Raw genomic sequence first — 19786 nt, 5'->3', positions numbered from 1 at the left:
CGTCCTTCGGTACTGCTCGGGGGATGTCGGGGATCAGGTGAGGCGCCGCAGCCCGAACAGCAGGCGGCGGAGCACGGAGGGTTCGGTACTCCAACCGGGGACCCCAGCCGGCGCGGGAGCGGGCGCGACGGTTTCGGGCGGGACCGAGGGCACCGCGAGGCGCTCCCCGGGGGCGCGGCGGGGCAGGCCGGCGTCGGTGACGGCGGGCTCCTCCGCGGGCACCGGCTCGGGGGCCGGCTCGAGCGGCGGGGCGGTGATGATCGGGTACGGCACCGGGGCCGGGACCTCGGTCGTGTCGTCGTCCACCGGCGACGGCGGGGGCGGCACGACGACGACGGGTGCGAACAGCGACCCCGCCACCCGCGGCGCGGGGATCACGGGGACCGGCGCGTCCTCGGCCGACTCCCGCGCGCCGGGCACCTCGGGGGCGGAGCGCCACGTCGCGGCCTGGCGGACGGTGAGCGGACGACGGCGCGGGTCCCAGAGGCCGGGCTCCTCCTCGGCGGCGCCGTCCTCGGTCTCCGACGATGGCGCGCTGGTCCCGTCGGATGCGTGCAGGTCGCCATTCACACGCGGCGCCGCAGACTCCTCCGCCGTCGACGATGGCGCGCTGCTCCCGTCGGATGCGCGCAGATCGCCATCCACCGGCCCCGCGGCGGAGTCGCCCGCCGTCGACGATGGCGCGCTGCTCTCGTCGGATGCGCGCAGGTCGCCATTCACAGGCGCCGCCGCGGAGTCGCGGGCACCCGGTACCGCCGACGATGGCCGATCCCTGGCGTCCAGTGCGCGCAGGTCGCCATTCACCTCGACCGGCGCCGCCGGCGGGGGCGGCACCGCCTCCGGCGAGCGCAGGGCCCGCGGACCCGGGGCCGGCGGGAGGAGCGCGAGAGCGGGCACGCCGGGTCCCGCAGCGGGTCGGGTCGGCTCCGGGGCCGTCCGGGGTGCCGGCGCGAGCGGCATCGGGGCACCCGCCGACGGCATCGCGGCGGGCAGCGAGCCCGTCATCGGCGCCGACGCCGGTGGGGCGGCGGGGCCGGGGGACGAGGGACGGCCGGACACCGGGCGCGCGGGCGACGGTGCGGCCTCGAGCCGGCGCGGGCCCGGCACGGCGATCCGGTCGGGGGCCGACAGCCCGGCGAGCGCCCGGCGGGCGAGCGCGAGGTTGCCCCGCTCGCGGTCGATGCGCAGGGCGACCCACACGTCCTCGCCGCGGACCTCCGGGACCGCGCGGACGAGGTGGAACGCGGACTCCGTCGTCAGGACGACGTCCTCCATCGCGCGCCCGCGCTCGCGCGAGACGTCGGCCAGGCGGCGGGCCCAGGTCAGGACGGCGAGGTCGGCCTCCGGCGGGCCGCCGAGCTCACCGCGTACCCGCTCGCCGGACGCGTCGACGACCAGCACGTAGCGGGCCCCGGGCAGGTCGACGAGCGCCGCCACGGCGGGGGACAACCCACCGGGCGCCGACAGAGGCGTGGGGACCGCGTCAGCGGGGGACGAACCCCGACCGAGAGCGACCACGCGTTCTCCCGACATCCCGACGACGGCTTGGACCGACGCACAGTAGGTTCGCTGTGAGTGAGCAGCAACGAGTCCGATCGGCCCAACAGCCCGGGGTTCACCCGAGTGCCGAGCAGCGCTGCGTCGGTTGGCCACCCCGTGCGGGAACCTGCACGTCATTGATCCGAACGATGGATCTGCGGCAGCAATCGCACGAACGACCATGGAGGCGTCCGGCTACGTGCTAGGTCTGATCGGCGCAGCCTACGAGCACCGATCAGTCGCTCGCCCTGCTCCGGACGGCCCTGACGACCGCCGGTGACCGTCCGGACACCGACGGGAAAGTGCACCGGATCGGAGCAGTATCCGATCCCCCACGCAGCCCCGCGTCGATCATCCGATCGTCAGCGCACGGACGACGTGCACGCGACCTCGGCGAGGACCGGGTCGCGGGGGAAGCGGAGGTCCGTGCGAGCGGGCGCCCCGAGGAGGTTGTCCCGGAACCGTGTCCAGGTCATCGGGGCGGACACGGAGTCCCGCAGTTCCACGATCGCCGGGCACCGCAGCGCCCGGGACGCGGCGGCGACGTCCTCGCCGGAGACCGCCCGGCTGTCGCCCGCCGTGCCACCGCCCGCCGCCACGAACCACGCCGCAGGGAGGTTCTTGTCGTGTCCGGTCCGCCCGTCGGGCACGTTCGTGGTGTGCGCCGCGAGCGGGTCGGCGAGACCGACGGTGTCGGTGACCCGCACGTCCAGGGGCGTCAGGGCGCCGGCGGCGCCCAGGTTGAGGAAGACCAGCCCCGACGGACTGTCCGGCGCGAGCGGCACGAGGTCCCACTCCGGGCCCGCGGGCCCCGTCCCGCGGGCCATCAGCGCGACGACGGGCCGCGGGCTCTTCGCGACGAGCGCCGCGCCGCCGGCGACGTAGGGATGGGCGCGGTAGTCGTCGGCGGTCAGGGGGTGCGGGTTGCCCAGCAACTGCGTGTAGAAGCCGCGCTCGTCGGCGATGCCGGAGGCGGAGATGCCGTGGTAGTTCGGGCGCGCGGTGGTGCCGACGATCCCCGCCCAGACCACCAGCACCACCAGCGGCGCGACCGTCAACCGACGGACCGGGAGGGCCATCACCGGCAGCAGCACGCAGAAGATCGCCGGCAGGAGCATCCGGGCGTGCATGAAGTCCCCACCGACGCGGGTGACGTACCCGAGCATGCCGACCCCGGCGAGCACCGGCGCCACGGCGACCGCCACGGTCCCGGCCCGGTCCCACGCGCGGGTGCGGCGCACGTCCGGCTCGCCGGCCACGTCGTGCCGGCGCGCCCACCAGGACGACCGCGACACCCGCTGCGCGACCAGCAGCAGGGCCGCCGCCCCGAGGACCAGCGCGGGGACGAGGAGCCAGTAGGTGGCCACGGTGTCGCGCAGGTAGGAGTAGCCACGACCCCACCGCGCCACCCCGGCCTCCTTGGCCAGGGCGGTCGAGGGCACCAGCAGGCCGTAGTAGCCCGCCCGGAAGACCTCGTAGACCAGGGCCGGCGTCACGCAGATCGCCCCGAGCCCGACCAGGCGCGTCACGCCCCGCCGGTCCCGCGGCTGCTCGAGCACCGCCAGCGCCAGCCCGCCGAGGGCCGCCACGAGGGCGAGGTCCGGGCGCACGAGCGGGCCGAGCCCCAGGGCGAGCGCGACCGGCCAGGCCGCCCCGGGCCGCCGTCGGGACCCCTCCGCGGCGAACAACCGCGGCTCGCGCTGGGAGCGGCGCACCAGCAGCCACCAGGAGAAGGCCAGCCACCAGAACGACAGCCCGGTCTCCAGACCCGACGTCCCGAAGTCCCAGAACGGCGGGAGGGCGATCACCACGAGGGCACCGGCGGGGACGACCACGCGGCCCAGGCCGGTGAGCCGACGGGCCCCGTCGACCGCGAACCCGAGCGCCACCACGGAGAGCAGCCCGCCGACGACGAGCGCCGCGATCTCCGGGCGGCCCGGCAGCACGGAGAGCGGGATCAGCACCAGCGTCCACAGCGTGGAGGTGTTGGTCTCGACCCGCTCCCCGATGTTGAACACCGGGCCGTGCCCGTCGAGGATCTGGCGGACGGTGCGGAGGAAGATCAGACCGTCGTCGGAGATCCACCGGCGCTGCCAGACCAGGACGCCGTAGACGACGACGGTCAGCGTCAGGACGACTGCGGTGACCGTGACCGGACGCCGCCGCGCGCGTCGGGCCAGGTCGGCGGGGAACTCGCGGACCCGGGCGGGCGACGGCGGGACCGACGTCGTCTCGCTCAACGTCCCTCCCCCGGCCCGCCACGATGCTTCTCCGACCACGACCGGGCCTGCGCATCGGTGAGGACCGCGACCTGGTCGACGACGACGCGCAACCGCCCCGGGCCGTCCCCGGCAGCGTCCCATGCCGGTCGGAACGCGGGGTCCAGCGCGTCCGGTGCGCCGTCACACAATCGCCCGACCAGGTCCGCGAGCAGACCCCGCTCGACCTCCTGGGCGGCCAGGCGGGCCGGGTCGGACATCACCCACCGCACCGCGGCCGCCTTGAGCAGGGTCACCTCGGCGCGCGCGCCCGGCGGCACGACGAGGTCGTCGGCCGGGTCGAGCGCCTCCCGGCCGGTGGCGGCGAAGGTCCCCTCGACCGCCGCGACGACGAAGCGCCCCACGAGCTCGCTGGTCAGGCGCTTGAGCGCGACCTGGGCGGTGAGTGAGCCCGGCGAGGCGAGTTCCGCGACCGCGCGCAGCGGCGGGTAGGCGGCGAGCCGTTCCGCGGCGTCGGCGAGTTCGGCGGCGTCCCCGCCGAACGTCGCGGCCGCCAGGGCGATCAACCCGTCGTCGGGAACGGCGAGGCGGGCGGGCTCGATGCGCCCGGCGAGGATGGCGTCCTCGACGTCGTGCACGGAGTAGGCAACGTCGTCGGCCCAGTCCATGACCTGGGCCTCCAGGCAGGGACGGACGTCGGCCGGGTCGCGGATCCAGGCGAACACCTCGACGTCGTCGGCGTAGACGCCGAACTTGCGGGCGGCCCCTCTGGTCCAGGGGTACTTCATGCAGGCGTCGAGCGTGGCGCGCGTGAGGTTGAGCCCCGAGGCGGGGCCCTCCTCCAGCGTCTTCGGCTCCAGGCGGGTGAGCAGGCGCAGCGTCTGGGCGTTGCCCTCGAACCCGCCGGCGTCGGCCGCGACGGCGTCGAGCGCCCGCTCGCCGTTGTGCCCGAACGGCGGGTGGCCGATGTCGTGGGCCAGGCCCGCGGTGTCGACGACGTCCGGGTCGAGGCCGAGCTCCTCGGCCATCCCGCGCCCGATCTGCGCGACCTCCAGCGAGTGCGTCAGCCGGGTCCGCGGCACGCCCGTGACCTCGGCGTCCTCCCCCGGCCCGACCACCTGCGTCTTGCCCGCGAGCCGTCGCAGCGCCGCGGAGTGCAGCACGCGGCCCCGGTCGCGGGCGAACGGCGAGCGCCGCTCCCGGCCGCGCTTGGGCGGCTCGGGCAGGAAGCGCTCGTCCCTCGCTCCCCGGCTCACTGCAGCCCGGGGTCGGAGAAGTCCGACGAGGCGTGCGCCAGGTGGTAGTAGATCAACCCGGCGGTCTCGCGGACGATGTAGAAGAACTGGGTCCGCCGGGTCTGCGACACCGGGCCGCCCTTGGCCGGCGAGGTGGTCGCGTCGAGCCCGACGTCGCGGGCCATCGTGCGGGAGCGCAACGAGTGCCAGGGGTCGGACACGATCACGGCGGAGGCCCACCCGCGTTGCCGCGCCACCGACCCGACGGCCTCGAAGCTGCCGAGGGTGTCGCTGCCCTCGTCGATCGCGAGGACGTCCCGGTTGGGCACGCCGTGCTCGGTGAGCCACCGGTCACCGCTCTCGGCCTCGGAGAACTGGTCGCCCGCCGCGGCCCCGCCGACGGTGACGATGCGCGGGGCGACCCCCTGGCGGTACAGCGCGAGCGCGTGCTCCAGGCGGGCCTCGAGCACCGGGGACGGCCGTCCGTCGTACTGCGCGGCGCCGAGCACGAGGATCACGTCGGTCGGGGCGCGCTCGTCCACCCGGCCCAGCCACCAGACCCGTGCGGCCGTGCCGCCGACGAGGAGCAGCGCGATGACCAACGCCCCGACGACGACCCGGGGCGCCCACGTGAGCGCCGCCCGGGAACGCGTCGCCCTCGTCGGGGCGCCCTGCCCCGGCGCGCTCACGCCCCGATCTGCCCGCGGCCCGCGGACAGCGCCCCCGGGTCCCGGCCGGACCGCACCGCGAGCACCTCCGCGACGACCGACACCGCGGTCTCGGCGGGGGTGCGGGCGCCCAGGTCGAGCCCCACGGGCCCGTGGATCGCCGCCAGCTGCTCCTCGGTGATCCCGGCGGCCAGCAGCCGCTCGCGGCGGGCCGCCTGCGTGCGCCGCGACCCCAGCGCCCCCAGGAACCCGCGGCCGTGGCGCAGCCCCGCGATCAGGGACTCGTCGAACGCCGGGTCGTGGTCGAGCAGGACGAGCACGTCGGCGTCGGTGAACGCCTCGACCGCGGCCGTGGTCTCCGCGACCGTGGCCACGGCCCGGCTCCCCCAGCCCAGCACGGCGGCCTGGGCGGCGAGGGCCTCCCCGAGCGCCCCGGCGCCCACGACCAGCAGGGACGGCACCGGCACCCAGAGGTCGACCAGGACCTCGACGCCGGCCAGCTCGGTGCGGTCGGTGGCGGTGGCGCCGCGGCGCAGCAGGCCCCGCACGTGCGCGGCCGCGGCCTCGTCCAGCTCCGGCGACCCGAGGCCGCCGTGGGCCTCGTCGAGGTCGTTCCCGACGACGACGAGGGTCCGCTGCCCGTCCACGGTCGACACCAGGGCCGCCGGGACGCCGCCCGCGAACGCCCGGCCGAGCGCCCCGGCCGGGTCGGCCTCCAGCGGGTGGGCCAGCAGCGTCGCGCCGCCCGCGCAGGCGAGGCCGGCCGCCACGGCGTCGTCCTCCGCGACGTGCGCCTCCTGCGTGGCGGGCGCCGCGAGCGCGCTGCGGGCGAGCTCGACCGCGGGCGCGTCCAGCGCGCCACGCAGCAGGTCACCCGCCGTCACGACCTCGCCCATCAACGTCCCGCGCGCGGCCAGCAACTGCCCGGGCTCGACGGTGCCGAAGCCGTGCCGGGCGAGCACCCGGACGACCCCGACGGGCGCGGCCGGATCGTCGCCTCCGGCGAGGACGTCGCTCAGCTGGGTCACGACGGCCAGCGTAGGTGAGGACACCGACAGCCTCGCCGCACCCGTCGTCGGGACAGCGCCCCGGGACGAGCGAACGGCACCCTCGCAGCCTCTACGTGCGCGAGAGTGCCGTTCGCTCGGAACCGACGGGAGCGCCTCAGCAGCCGACCAGGCGGGCGGCGAGGTAGCCCTCGAGCTGGTCGAACGACACCCGCTCCTGGGTCATCGCGTCGCGGTGGCGCACCGTGGCCGCCCGGTCCTGGAGCGAGTCGAAGTCGACCGTGACGCAGAACGGCGTGCCGATCTCGTCCTGGCGGCGGTAGCGGCGCCCGATGGCCCCGGCGTCGTCGAAGTCGACGTTCCAGTGCTGCCGCAGCGTGGCGGCGACGTCGCGGGCGACCGGCGAGAGGTCCGCGTTCCTCGACAGCGGGAGCACCGCGGCCTTGACCGGCGAGAGCCGCGGGTCGAGCCGCAGCACCGTGCGCTTGTCGACCCCGCCCTTGGCGTTCGGCGCCTCGTCCTCGGTGTAGGCCTCGAGCAGGAACGCCATCATCGGGCGCCCGACGCCGGCGGCCGGCTCGATGACGTAGGGCTTGTACCGGGAGTCGGTCGCCTGGTCGTAGTAGCTCAGGTCGACGCCGGAGTGGTTCGAGTGCGTCGTGAGGTCGAAGTCGGTGCGGTTCGCGATGCCCTCGAGCTCGCCCCACTCCTGGCCCGCGTTGAACTGGAAGCGGTACTCCACGTCCACCGTGCGCTTGGAGTAGTGGGAGAGCTTCTCCTTGGGGTGCTCGTAGTGCCGCAGGTTCTCCCGGTCGATCCCCAGCCCGGTGTACCAGCGCGTGCGCTCGTCGATCCAGTACTGGTGCCACTGCTCGTCGGAGCCCGGCTCGACGAAGAACTCCATCTCCATCTGCTCGAACTCGCGCGTGCGGAAGATGAAGTTGCCCGGCGTGATCTCGTTGCGGAAGCTCTTGCCGATCTGGCCGATGCCGAACGGCGGCTTCTTGCGCGCGGTCGACATGACGTTCGCGAAGTTCACGAAGATGCCCTGCGCGGTCTCCGGGCGCAGGTAGTGCAGGCCCTCCTCGGACTCCACGGGGCCGAGGTAGGTCTTGAGCATCATGTTGAACTCGCGCGGCGCGGTGTACTGGCCGCGCACGCCGCAGTTCGGGCAGGGCACCGTCGAGAGGTCGTAGCCGACCTTGCCCTCGGCGTCGACGGTCTCCAGCGACGGGCCGCCGGTGCGCTCGGAGAAGTCCTGGGCGAGCTGGTCGGCGCGGAACCGGCGGTGGCAGTTCGTGCACTCGACCAACGGGTCGGTGAACACGTCCACGTGGCCGGACGCGACCCACACCTGGCGCGGCAGGATCACGCTGGAGTCCAGGCCGACGACGTCGTCGCGACCCTGCACCATGAACCGCCACCACTGGCGCTTGATGTTGTCCTTGAGCTCGACGCCCAGGGGCCCGTAGTCCCAGGCCGACCGGGTACCGCCGTAGATCTCACCCGAGGGGAAGACGAACCCGCGGCGCTTGCACAGGTTCACCACGGTCTCGATACGGGCGCTGCCGGTGGGGGTGGGCACTGAGAACTCTCCTGATGCTGCTCGTTCGGCCTACCCAGCGTAGCGAGCGGGTCCGGGCGGACCTCAGCCGAGGATGCTGGGGTGCTCGACCCACCCGCCGTCGGGAAGGGCCGTGGTGTTCCGCTCGAAGACGGCCTGGTCGGCCGTGGACGCCTCGGACAGGAACGGGACGACGTGCTCGCGGACGTCGAAGGGCGACAGGGCGCGGCGGTAGTCGGTCAGCGAGGCGAACACCGCGACCAGCACCCACTGCCCCGGCGCCTCGACCGCGCGGGCGAGGTCGACCCGCTCGCAGTTCGGCTGCGCGGCCAGCAGGCCGACCGCACGGCGGGCGCGGACGAGGAAGTCGGCCTCGTCGTCCGGGGAGAATCGGCACACCAGGAGCACCGGGCGGAGCTTATCGACACCGGGTGTCGGTATGGGATCGTGGAGGGCGACGAGAGGAGCGTCAGGTGCCGAGACGGACGCGCCGGGATCTGCGGGGCGACCTGCGCCGGCCGCTGCTGCCCGGGACGGGGCCGCTGGCCGGGGTGTCGCCGGTGCTGGTCTTCCTGGTCGTGGCGGTGCTCTTCGCGGTCGGCGTGATCGTCGGCGGTCCGGTGGGGGCGCTGCTGCTGGGGCTGCTCGCGATCGGGGTGGCGGTGCTGCTCGCGACCACGTGGGGGCGCATGACGCCGCCGGAGCGCCTGGCGCGCGGCGTGGTGCTCGTGGTGCTGGTGGCCGTGACGATCGGGGTGGCCCTGCGATGACCGTCTCCCACGACGCCCCGGTGTCCTCGATCCCGCCGGACGCCCCCGCACCCCTGGACCCGGCGACACTCGACGCCGCCGGCGAGTTGCTGCGGGCGCTGGCCGCACCGGTGCGGATCGCGGTCGTGATGCAGCTGCGCCGCTCGCCGCGCTGCGTCCACGAGCTGGTGGACACCCTCGGCGTCACCCAGCCGTTGATCAGCCAGCACCTGCGCGTGCTCAAGGCGGCGGGCGTGGTCCGCGGGGAGCGGCGCGGGCGCGAGGTGGTGTACCGGTTGGTCGACGACCACCTGGCCCACATCGTCGTCGACGCGGTCGAGCACGTGCAGGAGGAGTCGTGAGTGCCGAGTCCCGTCCGACCGTCGTGCCCGGGCAGCGCTCCACCCGCCAGCGCGCGGCGATCGGCGACCTGCTCGACCAGCTCGACGACTTCCGCTCCGCCCAGGACATCCACGAGGAGCTGCGACGCCGCGGCGAGGGCATCGGGCTGACCACGGTGTACCGGACGCTGCAGGCGCTCGCGGACGCCGGGGAGATCGACGTCCTGCGCACGACGGCCGGCGAGGCCTCCTATCGCCGCTGCTCCGACACGCACCACCACCACCTGGTGTGCCGCTCCTGCGGGCGCACGGTGGAGGTGGAGGGCCCGGCGGTGGAGCACTGGGCCGAGAAGGTCGCCGTGGAGCACGGCTTCGCCGAGATCGACCACACCGTCGAGATCATCGGGCTCTGCTCGGCCTGCCTCGCGGCGCGGGGCTGACGTTCGAGCGAAGGGCCCCTTCGGTCGAGTAGATCGAGCGAGGGCGCCCTTCGCTCGGGGCGGAGTGGGGGTCGCGCCTCGCCGAGAGGTACGTGAGGCACCTCGGGCGGCCCGCCGAGGTGCCTGGTGTGCCTCTCGGCGGCTGACGTCAGGCGCGCGAAACGGCGCCACCCACCCATCGGGCCGGCGAACCGGACGATGTGCGAGTGGCGCCGTCCTGACGTCAGGTGTCAGTTCCGTGCCATTGCCGGCACCGGGCGGGGGCTACTCCCGGTCGGAGCGCGGACGCCCTGCCGGCTCACGGTCGGCAGCACCGCCCGGGCCGACCTGCAGGGTGTCGTCGACCCCGTCGGCGTCCGCGCGGCCGACCTCGGCGGGCTCGGACCCGTCGGTGTCCCGGAACGGGTCGCCACCCTTGTACACGTCCGCGTACGTGACCCGCTCCTCGCCCGTGTTCGCGGTGCGCCACGGACCGTCGGCGTCGGCCGGGAACGACTGCACCCGCAGGTAGAAGTCGTCCCCGTGCTTGTCGGTGCCGTAGTCGATGGCCTGTTCGATCACCTCGGTGCCCTTGATCTCGCGCAGCACGACGGGGTCGTGGTTGAGATCGCGGGTCAGGGCGATGCACAGCAGGATCATGATGACGACGAACGGCGCCGCCACGAGGATCGTCAGGTTCTGCAGGCCGGAGAGCGCGTCCTCCCCGCCGACCAGCAGCATCACCATGGCGACGAGACCCATCGTGGCGCCCCAGAAGATCACGACCCACTTCTTCGGCTCGTCGGTGCCGCGCTGCGAGAGCGTGCCGGTGACGATCGACGCCGCGTCGGCGCCGGAGACGAAGAAGATGGCGACCAGGATCATCACGAGGATCCCGGTGATCGTGGCCAGCGGATAGGCCTGCAGCACCGAGAACAGCTGCGCCTCGGTGTCCGCGCCGGCCGGGTTCAGCCCCTGCTGCTGCTGCGTGATGGCCGTGCCACCGAAGATCGCGAACCACACCAGCGACACCAGGCTCGGCACGAGGATCACGCCGCCGACGAACTGCCGGATCGTGCGGCCGCGGCTGATCTTCGCCAGGAACATCCCGACGAACGGCGTCCAGGAGATCCACCAGGCCCAGTAGAAGACCGTCCACGACGAGAGCCAGTCGAGCATCGGCGCGCCGCCGGTGGCCTCGGTGCGCCCGACCATCTCGAAGAACTCGGAGAAGTAGGCGCCGACCGCGGTGGGCAGCAGGTCGAGGATGATCACCGTCGGGCCGACGACGAACACGAACAGCGCGAGCACCCCGGCGAGCACCATGTTGATGTTCGAGAGCCACTGGATGCCCTTGGCCACGCCCGAGACCGCGGACAGGATGAAGGCCGCCGTCAGGACGATGATGATCGGGACGAGGACCTCGTTCCCGGCGTCGGGCAGGAAGCCGGTCGCGTCGAGACCGCCGCCGATCTGGAGGGCGCCGAGCCCGAGGGACGCGGCCGACCCGAACACCGTCGCGAAGATCGCGATGATGTCGATGACCCGCCCGACGGCGCCGTTGGCCGCCTTCTCCCCGATCAGCGGGATGAACGCCTGGCTGATCAGCTGGCGACGGCCCTTGCGGAACGTCGAGTAGGCGATGGCGAGCCCGACGACGGCGTAGATCGCCCACGGGTGCAGCGTCCAGTGGAACAGCGACGTCGCCATCGCGGTGCGCAGCGACTCCACCTGGTCGCCGTTCGCGACCGACCCCGGCGGCGGCGAGGTGAAGAACGAGAGCGGCTCGGCGACCCCGTAGAACATCAGCCCGATGCCCATGCCGGCCGAGAACATCATCGCGATCCACGAGACCGTGCGGAACTCGGGCTGCTCGTCCTCGCCCCCGAGCTTGATGCGCCCGAACTTCGAGAACGCGAGGTAGAGGGCGAACACCACGAAGCCGGTGGCCGCGAGGATGAACAGCCACCCACCCGCCTGGATCAGGCCGCCGATCATGCCGCCCGAGACCGAGCTCAGCGTCTCCGTGCTGAGGATGCCCCAGAGCACGAAGACGACGGCGAGGACGGCGCCGACACCGAAGACGACCTTGTCGACCGGCACGCCCTTCACGTCGGCCGCGCTCCCGCCCTGCTCCTCCGGGGACTTCGGGGGCGGACTCTCCTGTTGCTGTGTCATACCGGTACGCCCCCCACTGCTGGTGGGCGTCCTCCTCTCCGGGTTCGACGTCCGTCGGAGCCTACGGGAGGAAAGGGACATACACCGCGCAATCGGGGGAATTCGCACCGTGACCCGGCGTCAGGAACCCTCCGTCAGATCCGCGCGGACCTGCGAGGCGGTCGACACCACGAGCATCAGCAGCGTGCCGAGCGGATCGGGCGCGAGCCCCTCGGCCGGGAAGGCGTAGCGCAGCGTCACGTCCCAACCGGCGTCGGTGTGCACGACACCGAGGGTGCCGAACAGGCCCTGACCCGCGCGCTCGGCGACCCGGCGCGGGACGTCCTCGCCCGGGAGATCCCAGGCCACGACGCACGTCAGCGAGAGCACGGCCAGGCCCTCGACCAGTTCGACGCCCTGCACCGCGCACGGCACGTCCCCGTGGCGGAAGGAGAGCGCGCCGTCGTCGTCGACGTGGACCTCGACGAACTTCTCCAGGGACTCACGGGCGGTGATCAGCAGGGTGGCGGTCGTGGCGGCCTCGCGGCTCACTCCCCCACCTCCGAGGACTGGTCCACGGCGCCACCGTAGCGACGGTCACGGGAGGCGTAGATCTCGCACGCCTGCCAGAGGTGCCGGCGGTCGAAGTCCGGGAAGAGCGTGTCCAGGAAGACCATCTCGGCGTACGCGGACTGCCAGAGCAGGAAGTTCGAGGTGCGCTGCTCCCCCGACGAGCGGACGAACAGGTCGACGTCGGGCATGTCCGGCTCGTCGAGGTGGCGGGCGATCGCGCGCTCGTCGATGCGCTCCGGGTCGATCTCCCCGCGCGCGGCCCGCCGCGCCAGCTCGCGGGCAGCGCCGACGATCTCGGCGCGCCCGCCGTAGTTGACGCACATGGTGAGGGTCACGACGTCGTTGTCCTGCGTCATCTCCTCGGCGATCTCGAGCTCCTTGATGACGCTGCGCCACAGCCGCGGCCGCTGCCCCGACCAGCGCACCCGCACGCCCATCGCGTGCATCTCGTCGCGGCGGCGGCGGATGACGTCGCGGTTGAACCCGAGCAGGAAGCGGACCTCCTCCGGGCTGCGGCGCCAGTTCTCCGTGGAGAACGCGTACGCGCTGATCCACTTCACGCCCACGTCGATGCACCCGCGCACGACGTCGAGCAGCTGCGCCTCGCCGTGCCGGTGGCCCTCGATGCGCGGCAGCCCGCGCTGGTTGGCCCACCGGCCGTTGCCGTCCATCACGAGCGCCACGTGGTTCGGCACGAGCTCGGCCGGGATCGGCGGGGCGGTGGCGCCGGAGGGGTGCGGGGTGGGCGCCATGACCGTGGGGTCGCCCGACCCTCGCAACCGGGCCCCCGACCGGCCGCGGGGCCGCTCGGCGCGTTGACGCAGGGGACTCACACGGCTCCTTCCCGTTCGCTCTCCTCGGGTGCCGCCGGCAGCCCGTCGTCCAGGTCGACGCGCGGCGCTCCCTTGCGATCGACCAGCGGCAGGGAGCGCAGCTGGCGCTCGAGGTGCCACTGCAGGTGGGCGGCGACGAGGCCCGCGGCGTCCCGGCGGGCGTCCGGCGGGCTCTGCTCGGCCGCGGTCCAGTCGCCGTCGCGCAGGGCCTCCAGCAGCCGCCACGTCCACCACGAGGGGACGACCGCGCCGCCGGGGCGGCAGGCGTCGCACACCGCACCCCCGGCCGCGACGGCGAACCGGCGGTGGAACCCGTGCGTGCCGTCAGGGGCGTCCAGGGGTGTCTCCGGCTCGGTCCCGCACCGGGCGCACTCGGTGACGGCGGGCGCGTAGCCGGCGATGACCATCGCGCGCAGCAGGTAGGCGTCCAGCACGAGGTGTGGGTCGCGCCGCCCGGCCGCGAGCCCGCGCAGGGCCCCGACCAGCAGCAGGAACAGCTCCCGCGCCGGCTCGCCCTCCTCCGGCGTGAGCCGGTCGGCGGTCTCGAGCAGCGCGCACCCGGCGGTGTAGCGCGGGTAGTCGGCGACCAGGTCCCCACCGAAGGCGTCGATCGTCTGCACCTGCGTGACGATGTCCAGGCTGCGCCCGGTGTGCAGCTGCAGGTCCACGTGACCGAACGGCTCGAGCCGCGCCCCGAACTTCGACGTGGTGCGCCGGACGCCCTTCGCGGCGGCCCGGACCTTGCCGTGCTGGTGGGTCAGCACCGTGACGATCCGATCGGCCTCGCCGAGCTTCTGACACCGCAGCACCACGCCGGTGTCACGGTAGAAGCCCACGCCGACCATCCTGGCACTCCCCTCCGACACCGCCCGGCGCTCACTCGTCCGGCCTATACGACGGCGGGTCGACCCGGTCTACTGTCACTCTCAGTCACATCGACCCGGGAAGGACCCCGCCATGACCACTCCGCAGCAGCAGCCTTTCGCTCCCGGCCCCGCCGGATACGGCACACCCGCGGCTCAGCCCGTGGGGTACGGCCCGCCCGCACCGCGCTGGAACGTCATGTCCATCGTCGCGCTGGTCGCGGCCTTCTTCATCCCGCTGGCCGCGGTGATCTGCGGCTGGGTGTCGGTCCGCCAGATCGCGCGGACCGGCGAGCAGGGCCGCGGCCTCGCGATCACGGCTCTCGTCCTCGGCGGGATCGGCTGTGCCTTCTGGGTCCTGTTCTGGGTCCTGATCATCGCGAACGGCGGGAGCTTCTCCTACTCCTACTCGCTGTAGGAGCTCCGCGCGGCCCGCGTCAGAAGCCCAGCTTGCGCAGCTGGCGCGGGTCGCGTTGCCAGTCCTTGGCCACCTTGACGAACAGGTCGAGGTGGACCTGCGTCCCGAGCATGTTCTCGATCTGCTGCCGGGAGTTCGTGCCGACCTCCTTGAGCCGCGACCCCCCGCGCCCGATCACGATCGCCTTCTGCGAGGGCCGCTCGACGAAGATCTCGGCCCGGATCTTCAGCGTCCTCCCCTCCTCCATCTCCTCGACGACGACGGCGAGCGAGTGCGGCAGCTCGTCGCGCACGCCCTCCAGGGCCGCCTCGCGGATGAACTCCGCGATCATCGTCGTCTCCGGCTCGTCCGAGAGCTCCCCCTCGGGGTAGAGCGGCGGGCCCGGCGGCATCTGACCGAGCAGCAGGTCGGTCAGGAGCTCGACCTGCTTCCCGGACACCGCCGACACCGGCACGATCTCCGCGAAGTCGGCCAGCTCCTGCAGCTCGAGGAGCCGCCCGGCGATCACCTCGGGACGCGCGAGGTCGGTCTTCGTCAGGATCCCGACGACGGGTGTGCGGTCGGCGACCTTGCGCAGCTCGGAGATGATGAACCGGTCACCCGGCCCCACCGCCTGGTCGGCCGGGGCGCAGAACCCGACGACGTCGACCTCGGCCCAGGTCGTCCGAACGACGTCGTTGAGCCGTTCCCCCAGCAGCGTGCGGGGCTTGTGCAGACCCGGGGTGTCGACGACGACGAGCTGCCCGTCGGGACGGTGGACGATCCCGCGGATGGCGTGCCGCGTCGTCTGCGGCCGCGACGAGGTGATCGCGACCTTCTGCCCGACCAGCGCGTTCGTGAGCGTCGACTTCCCGACGTTCGGACGACCCACGAAGCAGGCGAATCCGGAGCGGAAGTCCTCCGGCCAGGGCTGGGTCACGCCGCGTCCTTGCCCTCGAGCCGCGCGACGATCTCCCGCCCGATCGGCAGGGCCGCCGTCGCCGCGGGCGAGGGCGCGTTGAGCACGTGCAGCACCCGGATGTCGCCGCGGTCCGCGGTGTCCTCGCTGAACAGGAAGTCGTCCACCAGCGACCCGTCCGGCCGCACCGCCTGCGCCCGGACCCCGGCGCGGCGCATCACGTCGTGCGGCGGGTGCAGGTCGTCCGCGGTGACCCCGGGCAGCATCCGCGCGACCGCCTTCGCCATCGCGGCCTTCGACAGGGAGCGGTGCATCTCCCCGAGCCCGTAGCGCCACTGCTGGCCGGCCAGGGCGAGGAACCCGGGGTCGGTGAGGGTGCCGGCGAGCTCGCGCACCTTCAGCGTCCGCCAGTCGTATCCCTCGCGGGCCAGCGCGAGCACCGCGTTCGGACCGACGTGCACCGAGCCGTCGACGCCGCGGGTGGCGTGCACCCCGAGGAAGGGGAAGGCCGGGTCGGGCACCGGGTAGACCAGCCCGCGGATCGCGTCCGCCTTCGGTCCGCGCAGGTCGGAGTACTCCCCGCGGAACGGCACGATCCGCACGCCGGGGTCGAAGCCGGAGGCGCGCGCGATCTCGTCGGAGCGCAACCCGGCGCACACGACGACCTGGCCGGCGAGCAGGTCCCCGCGGTCGGTGTGCACGACGACGTCCTGCCGCCGGCGCACCGCCGACCGGACCGCGCGCCCGGTGTGGATGACCGCGCCCCGCGCCACGGCGAGCTCGGCGAGCTTCGCGGTGATCGCCTCGTAGTCGCAGATGCCCGTCGAGGGGACCCACAGACCGGCGACGGCCCGGACGGCGGGCTCACGGTCGCGCACGCCGGCGGCGTCGAGCTCGTGCACCTCGACCCCGTTCGCCCGTCCGCGGCGGACCAGTTCGGCCATGCGCGGCAGCTCGTCCTCGCTCGTCGCGGCGACGACCTTGCCGCACTCGACGTAGGGCAGGTCGTGCTCGGCGCAGAACGCCTTGGTCTCCGCGCAGCCCGCCACGGCCAGGCGGGCCTTCAGCGACCCCGGGGCGTAGTACAGCCCCGAGTGGATGACGTTGGAGTTCCGCCCGGTCTGGTGCCCGGCCAGCGAGGACTCCCGCTCCACGAGCGCCACCGACGTGTGCCCGGCGTCCAGCAGCGCGGTGAGCACCGCCAGCCCGACGATGCCGCCGCCGACCACGACCACGTCGTGCCGGGGACTCGGTCCGGGGATGCCCGCCACGTCAGCCACGCCGTTCCTCTCCGCTCGCCCTGACGAGCGCGTCGTCGTCCACGGACCCGGACCCGTCGTCGGGAACCTCCTCGGTCCGCGGGTTCGGGTCCCACACCAGCACGGACACGATCCGCATCCGCCCGCGGGCGTCCTCGCCACCCTCGGCGCGCAGGCGCAGCCCGCCCACCTCGGCCTCGGCGCCCGGCAGCGGGACGCGGCCCAGCCGTTGGGCGAGCAGGCCCCCGACGGTGTCGATGTCCTCGGTCTCGAACTCCACGCCGGTCGCCTCCTCGAGGTCCTCGACGGGGAGGCGGGCCGAGACCCGCAGCGCCCCGTCCTCGAGACGGTCCAGCGGGCGGTGCTCGGCGGTGTCGTACTCGTCGGTGATCTCGCCGACGATCTCCTCGAGGATGTCCTCGATCGTCACCAGGCCCGCGATGCCGCCGTACTCGTCGACGACGAGCGCCATGTGGTTCCGGGTGCGCTGCATCTCGCGCAGCAGGTCGTCGGCCTGTTTCGAGTCCGGCACGTAGGCGGCCGGGCGCATGATCTCGCCGACCGCGCCGGAGTGGTCGGCGGGCGAGTTCGCCGGGTCGTTCTGGCGCGCGGTGGTGAAGCGGACGAGGTCCTTGAGGTACACGACGCCCACGGTGTCGTCGACGTTCTCGCCGATCACGGGGATGCGCGAGTAGCCCGAGCGCAGCGCCAGCGCGAGGGCCTGCCGCACGGACTTCTCCCGCTCGATCCACACCATCTCGGTGCGCGGGACCATCACCTCGCGGACGATCGTGTCGTCCAGCTCGAACACCGACTGGATCATGGAGCGCTCGTCGTCGTCGACCAGCCCGCGCGCCTCCGCCATGTCGACCAGCTCGCGCAGCTCGACCTCCTGGCTGAACGGCCCGTCACGGAAGCCCCGGCCGGGGGTGATCGCGTTGCCGATGAGGATGAGCAGCGAGGCCAGCGGGCCGAGCAGCCGCACCAGTGCCCGGACCGGGAGGGCGACCCCGAGACCGACGCCGTACGGGTGCTGCCGACCGATCGTCCGCGGGCCCACGCCGATCAGCACGTACGACACGACGATGACGACCAGCACCGCGATCGTCACCGCCCAGCCCTCGGACGGGACGAGCTGCAGCGCGACGTAGGCGCCCAGCACCGTCGCCACCACCTCGCACGCGAGGCGCATGAGCAGCACGAGGTTGAGGTGGCGCGGCTTGTCGGCGACGACGGCGGCCAGCGCCTTCGCCCCGGCCCGGCCCTCGCGGACCAGCTGGTCGACGCGCGCCGGCGACATGGTCGTGATGGCCGCGTCGGCCGCCGCGAAGACGCCGGCCAGCGGGACCAGGATCAGCGCGGCGAGCAGTTGCCCGATCTGGGCGGAGGTCATGACGGACTCTGCTCGTCGTCCCCCGGGGCGCCCAGGCCCACCGTGCCGAGCAGCTTCTCGTCGGCCGCCCGCTGGCGCTCGCGGGTCAGCCGGTCGCGTTCGGCCCGGGCCCGCTCGGCGACCTCGCCGCGCCACGCGGTGAGGAGCTCGCCCTGCAGACCGAACATCTCGGTCTCCTCGTCGGGCTCCGCGTGGTCGTAGCCGAGCAGGTGCAGCACACCGTGCACCGTCAGCAGGTGCAGCTCGTCGTCGAGCGAGTGCCCCGCCGACACGGCCTGGTCCCGCGCGAACGCGGGGCACAGCACGATGTCGCCGAGCAGGCTCGGTCCGGACGGCGGGGCGTCCGGCCGCTTGGCCGTGTCCAGCTCGTCCATCGGGAAGCTCATGACGTCCGTCGGGCCCGGCAGGTCGAGCCACCGCTCGTGCAGCTCGGACATCGGCTCCAGCTCGACCAGCAGGATCGACAGCTCGGCGAGCGGGCTGACGCCCATCCGGTCGAGCGCGTAGCGGGCGACGTCGACGATCGGCGCCTCGTCGACGTCGACCCCGGACTCGTTGGCGATCTCGATGCTCATCGGCCACCCCGCCGGTCACGACGGTTCTGCGGCGGCCCGGTCCGTGGGGCGTTGGGCACGGCCTTCGGTCCACCGTTCTGCCGGGAGTCCCACCGGCCGTACGCGTCGATGATGTCGGCGACGAGGCGGTGCCGGACGACATCGGCGCTGGTCAGTTCGCTGAAGTGCACGTCGTCGACGCCGTCGAGGATCTGACGCACCACCTGCAGGCCGGACAGGTGCCCGCCCGGGAGGTCGACCTGCGTGATGTCACCGGTGACCACGATCTTGGAATTGAAGCCCAGCCGCGTCAGGAACATCTTCATCTGTTCGGGCGTGGTGTTCTGGGCCTCGTCGAGAATGATGAAAGCGTCATTCAAGGTCCGGCCACGCATATACGCCAGTGGTGCAATTTCAATGGTGCCGGCGGCCATCAGTTTCGGGACCGACTCCTGGTCGAGCATGTCGTGCAGCGCGTCGTACAGCGGCCGCAGATACGGGTCGATCTTCTCCGAGAGCGTGCCGGGCAGGAAGCCGAGCCGCTCCCCCGCCTCGACGGCCGGGCGGGTCAGGATGATGCGCGTGACCTGCTTGGCCTGCAGCGCCTGGACGGCCTTCGCCATCGCCAGGTAGGTCTTGCCGGTGCCGGCCGGACCGATGCCGAAGACGATCGTGTTGACGTCGATCGCGTCGACGTAGCGCTTCTGGTTCAGCGTCTTCGGCCGGATCGTGCGCCCGCGCCGCGACAGGATGTCGAGGCTCAGCACCTCGGCCGGCGACGGGCCGGCCTCGTCGGAGAGCATGCGGACGGTGCGGCGGACCGCGTCCGGGTCGATCTGCTGGCCGCGGCTGGCGAGGACCACCAGTTCGGCGAAGACCCGCTCGGCGAACGCCACGTCGGGCGGCGCGCCGGTGAGGGTCAGCTCGTTGCCGCGGACGTGGACGTCGGCGTCCAGCAGGTCCTCGGCCTCACGGAGGTTCTCGTCACGCTTGCCCAGCAGCGCGAGCAGCGCGGACTCGGGGACGACGATGCGCGACTCGCCGGACGAGTCGGTGGACGTGGGACTCAGGATGCGTGCTCCCCGTGCGGTGATGCG

At 73.5% G+C, this 19786-nt stretch carries 20 protein-coding genes; 4 read left to right on the top strand and 16 right to left on the bottom strand.

Annotated elements, in window-relative coordinates; translation table 11 throughout:
* Positions 1 to 33: 33 nt before the first annotated feature.
* The 7 genes from QRT03_RS25595 to QRT03_RS25565 all read right to left on the bottom strand — a co-directional run bounded on the left by QRT03_RS25595 (position 34) and on the right by QRT03_RS25565 (position 8640).
* A complete protein-coding gene (locus QRT03_RS25595) occupies positions 34 to 1437 on the bottom strand; it encodes a hypothetical protein (RefSeq protein ID WP_286055950.1) in 1404 nt (467 codons plus the stop codon).
* Between the two features lie 464 nt (positions 1438 to 1901).
* The gene (locus QRT03_RS25590) at positions 1902 to 3779 is read right to left on the bottom strand and encodes an arabinofuranosyltransferase AftB family protein (protein ID WP_286055949.1); all 1878 of its coding nucleotides are present in this window, start codon (positions 3777 to 3779) and stop codon (positions 1902 to 1904) included.
* Positions 3776 to 5014 carry a deoxyguanosinetriphosphate triphosphohydrolase gene (locus QRT03_RS25585; RefSeq protein WP_425604903.1) on the bottom strand — a complete coding sequence of 413 codons (1239 nt, stop codon included), beginning with the start codon at positions 5012 to 5014 and terminating at the stop codon, positions 3776 to 3778. Before QRT03_RS25585 ends, QRT03_RS25590 begins: the two co-directional genes overlap by 4 nt.
* Positions 5011 to 5682 carry a YdcF family protein gene (locus QRT03_RS25580; RefSeq protein WP_345783288.1) on the bottom strand — a complete coding sequence of 224 codons (672 nt, stop codon included), beginning with the start codon at positions 5680 to 5682 and terminating at the stop codon, positions 5011 to 5013. Before QRT03_RS25580 ends, QRT03_RS25585 begins: the two co-directional genes overlap by 4 nt.
* Positions 5679 to 6689, bottom strand: coding sequence for an XdhC family protein (locus QRT03_RS25575; protein WP_286055948.1), 1011 nt, complete (start codon positions 6687 to 6689; stop codon positions 5679 to 5681). Before QRT03_RS25575 ends, QRT03_RS25580 begins: the two co-directional genes overlap by 4 nt.
* A 136-nt stretch (positions 6690 to 6825) precedes the next feature.
* Complete coding sequence (locus tag QRT03_RS25570; RefSeq protein ID WP_286055947.1) at positions 6826 to 8253, bottom strand: glycine--tRNA ligase; 1428 nt, start codon at positions 8251 to 8253, stop codon at positions 6826 to 6828.
* 63 nt (positions 8254 to 8316) lie between these two features.
* Complete coding sequence (locus QRT03_RS25565; protein ID WP_286055946.1) at positions 8317 to 8640, bottom strand: antibiotic biosynthesis monooxygenase family protein; 324 nt, start codon at positions 8638 to 8640, stop codon at positions 8317 to 8319.
* A gap of 65 nt (positions 8641 to 8705) precedes the next feature.
* Here QRT03_RS25565 and QRT03_RS25560 point away from each other — a divergent pair, with 65 nt between their 5' ends.
* Genes QRT03_RS25560 through QRT03_RS25550 form a run of 3 tightly spaced genes read left to right on the top strand, consistent with a single transcriptional unit; the run spans position 8706 to position 9762 of the window.
* Positions 8706 to 9002, top strand: a complete 297-nt coding sequence (locus tag QRT03_RS25560; RefSeq protein ID WP_286055945.1) for a hypothetical protein — start codon at positions 8706 to 8708, stop codon at positions 9000 to 9002.
* Positions 8999 to 9343 (top strand): ArsR/SmtB family transcription factor, encoded by a 345-nt coding sequence (locus QRT03_RS25555; protein ID WP_286055944.1) that lies wholly within the window; start codon positions 8999 to 9001, stop codon positions 9341 to 9343. Before QRT03_RS25560 ends, QRT03_RS25555 begins: the two co-directional genes overlap by 4 nt.
* Positions 9340 to 9762 carry a Fur family transcriptional regulator gene (locus QRT03_RS25550; protein ID WP_286055943.1) on the top strand — a complete coding sequence of 141 codons (423 nt, stop codon included), beginning with the start codon at positions 9340 to 9342 and terminating at the stop codon, positions 9760 to 9762. Before QRT03_RS25555 ends, QRT03_RS25550 begins: the two co-directional genes overlap by 4 nt.
* Before the next feature lie 264 nt (positions 9763 to 10026).
* On the opposite strand, the gene QRT03_RS25545 is transcribed toward QRT03_RS25550, so the two are convergent.
* The 4 genes from QRT03_RS25545 to recO form a co-directional block, all read right to left on the bottom strand.
* Entirely contained in the window at positions 10027 to 11919 is a 1893-nt protein-coding gene (locus QRT03_RS25545) for a BCCT family transporter (protein ID WP_286055942.1), read from the bottom strand.
* Positions 11920 to 12039: 120 nt separating this feature from the next.
* Positions 12040 to 12450 (bottom strand): hypothetical protein, encoded by a 411-nt coding sequence (locus QRT03_RS25540; protein ID WP_286055941.1) that lies wholly within the window; start codon positions 12448 to 12450, stop codon positions 12040 to 12042.
* Positions 12447 to 13223: an isoprenyl transferase gene (locus tag QRT03_RS25535; RefSeq protein ID WP_286056216.1), complete on the bottom strand. Its 777-nt coding sequence runs from the start codon at positions 13221 to 13223 to the stop codon at positions 12447 to 12449. Before QRT03_RS25535 ends, QRT03_RS25540 begins: the two co-directional genes overlap by 4 nt.
* Before the next feature lie 77 nt (positions 13224 to 13300).
* On the bottom strand, positions 13301 to 14149 hold the full coding sequence (gene recO, locus QRT03_RS25530) for a DNA repair protein RecO (protein ID WP_286055939.1): 849 nt from the start codon (positions 14147 to 14149) through the stop codon (positions 13301 to 13303).
* Between the two features lie 112 nt (positions 14150 to 14261).
* Here recO and QRT03_RS25525 point away from each other — a divergent pair, with 112 nt between their 5' ends.
* Entirely contained in the window at positions 14262 to 14585 is a 324-nt protein-coding gene (locus QRT03_RS25525) for a DUF4190 domain-containing protein (protein WP_286055938.1), read from the top strand.
* 19 nt (positions 14586 to 14604) lie between these two features.
* Here the strand turns inward: QRT03_RS25525 and era are convergent, their stop codons facing one another.
* The 5 genes from era to QRT03_RS25500 are packed head-to-tail and all read right to left on the bottom strand — an operon-like array spanning position 14605 to position 19762.
* Entirely contained in the window at positions 14605 to 15504 is a 900-nt protein-coding gene (era, locus tag QRT03_RS25520; protein WP_286055937.1) for a GTPase Era, read from the bottom strand.
* Positions 15501 to 16763 (bottom strand): L-2-hydroxyglutarate oxidase, encoded by a 1263-nt coding sequence (lhgO, locus tag QRT03_RS25515; protein ID WP_286055936.1) that lies wholly within the window; start codon positions 16761 to 16763, stop codon positions 15501 to 15503. Before lhgO ends, era begins: the two co-directional genes overlap by 4 nt.
* Positions 16756 to 18135 carry a hemolysin family protein gene (locus QRT03_RS25510; RefSeq protein WP_286055935.1) on the bottom strand — a complete coding sequence of 460 codons (1380 nt, stop codon included), beginning with the start codon at positions 18133 to 18135 and terminating at the stop codon, positions 16756 to 16758. Before QRT03_RS25510 ends, lhgO begins: the two co-directional genes overlap by 8 nt.
* Positions 18132 to 18710, bottom strand: a complete 579-nt coding sequence (ybeY, locus tag QRT03_RS25505; RefSeq protein WP_286055934.1) for an rRNA maturation RNase YbeY — start codon at positions 18708 to 18710, stop codon at positions 18132 to 18134. The genes QRT03_RS25510 and ybeY overlap by 4 nt, the downstream gene beginning before the upstream one ends.
* On the bottom strand, positions 18707 to 19762 hold the full coding sequence (locus QRT03_RS25500; RefSeq protein ID WP_286056215.1) for a PhoH family protein: 1056 nt from the start codon (positions 19760 to 19762) through the stop codon (positions 18707 to 18709). Before QRT03_RS25500 ends, ybeY begins: the two co-directional genes overlap by 4 nt.
* Positions 19763 to 19786: the final 24 nt, after the last annotated feature.

The sequence above is a fragment of the Actinomycetospora termitidis genome (assembly GCF_030286555.1).
Lineage (GTDB): Bacteria > Actinomycetota > Actinomycetes > Mycobacteriales > Pseudonocardiaceae > Actinomycetospora > Actinomycetospora termitidis.
Note: the sequence above shows the minus strand (reverse complement) of the source record. Positions and strands in the feature narration are given on the sequence as shown.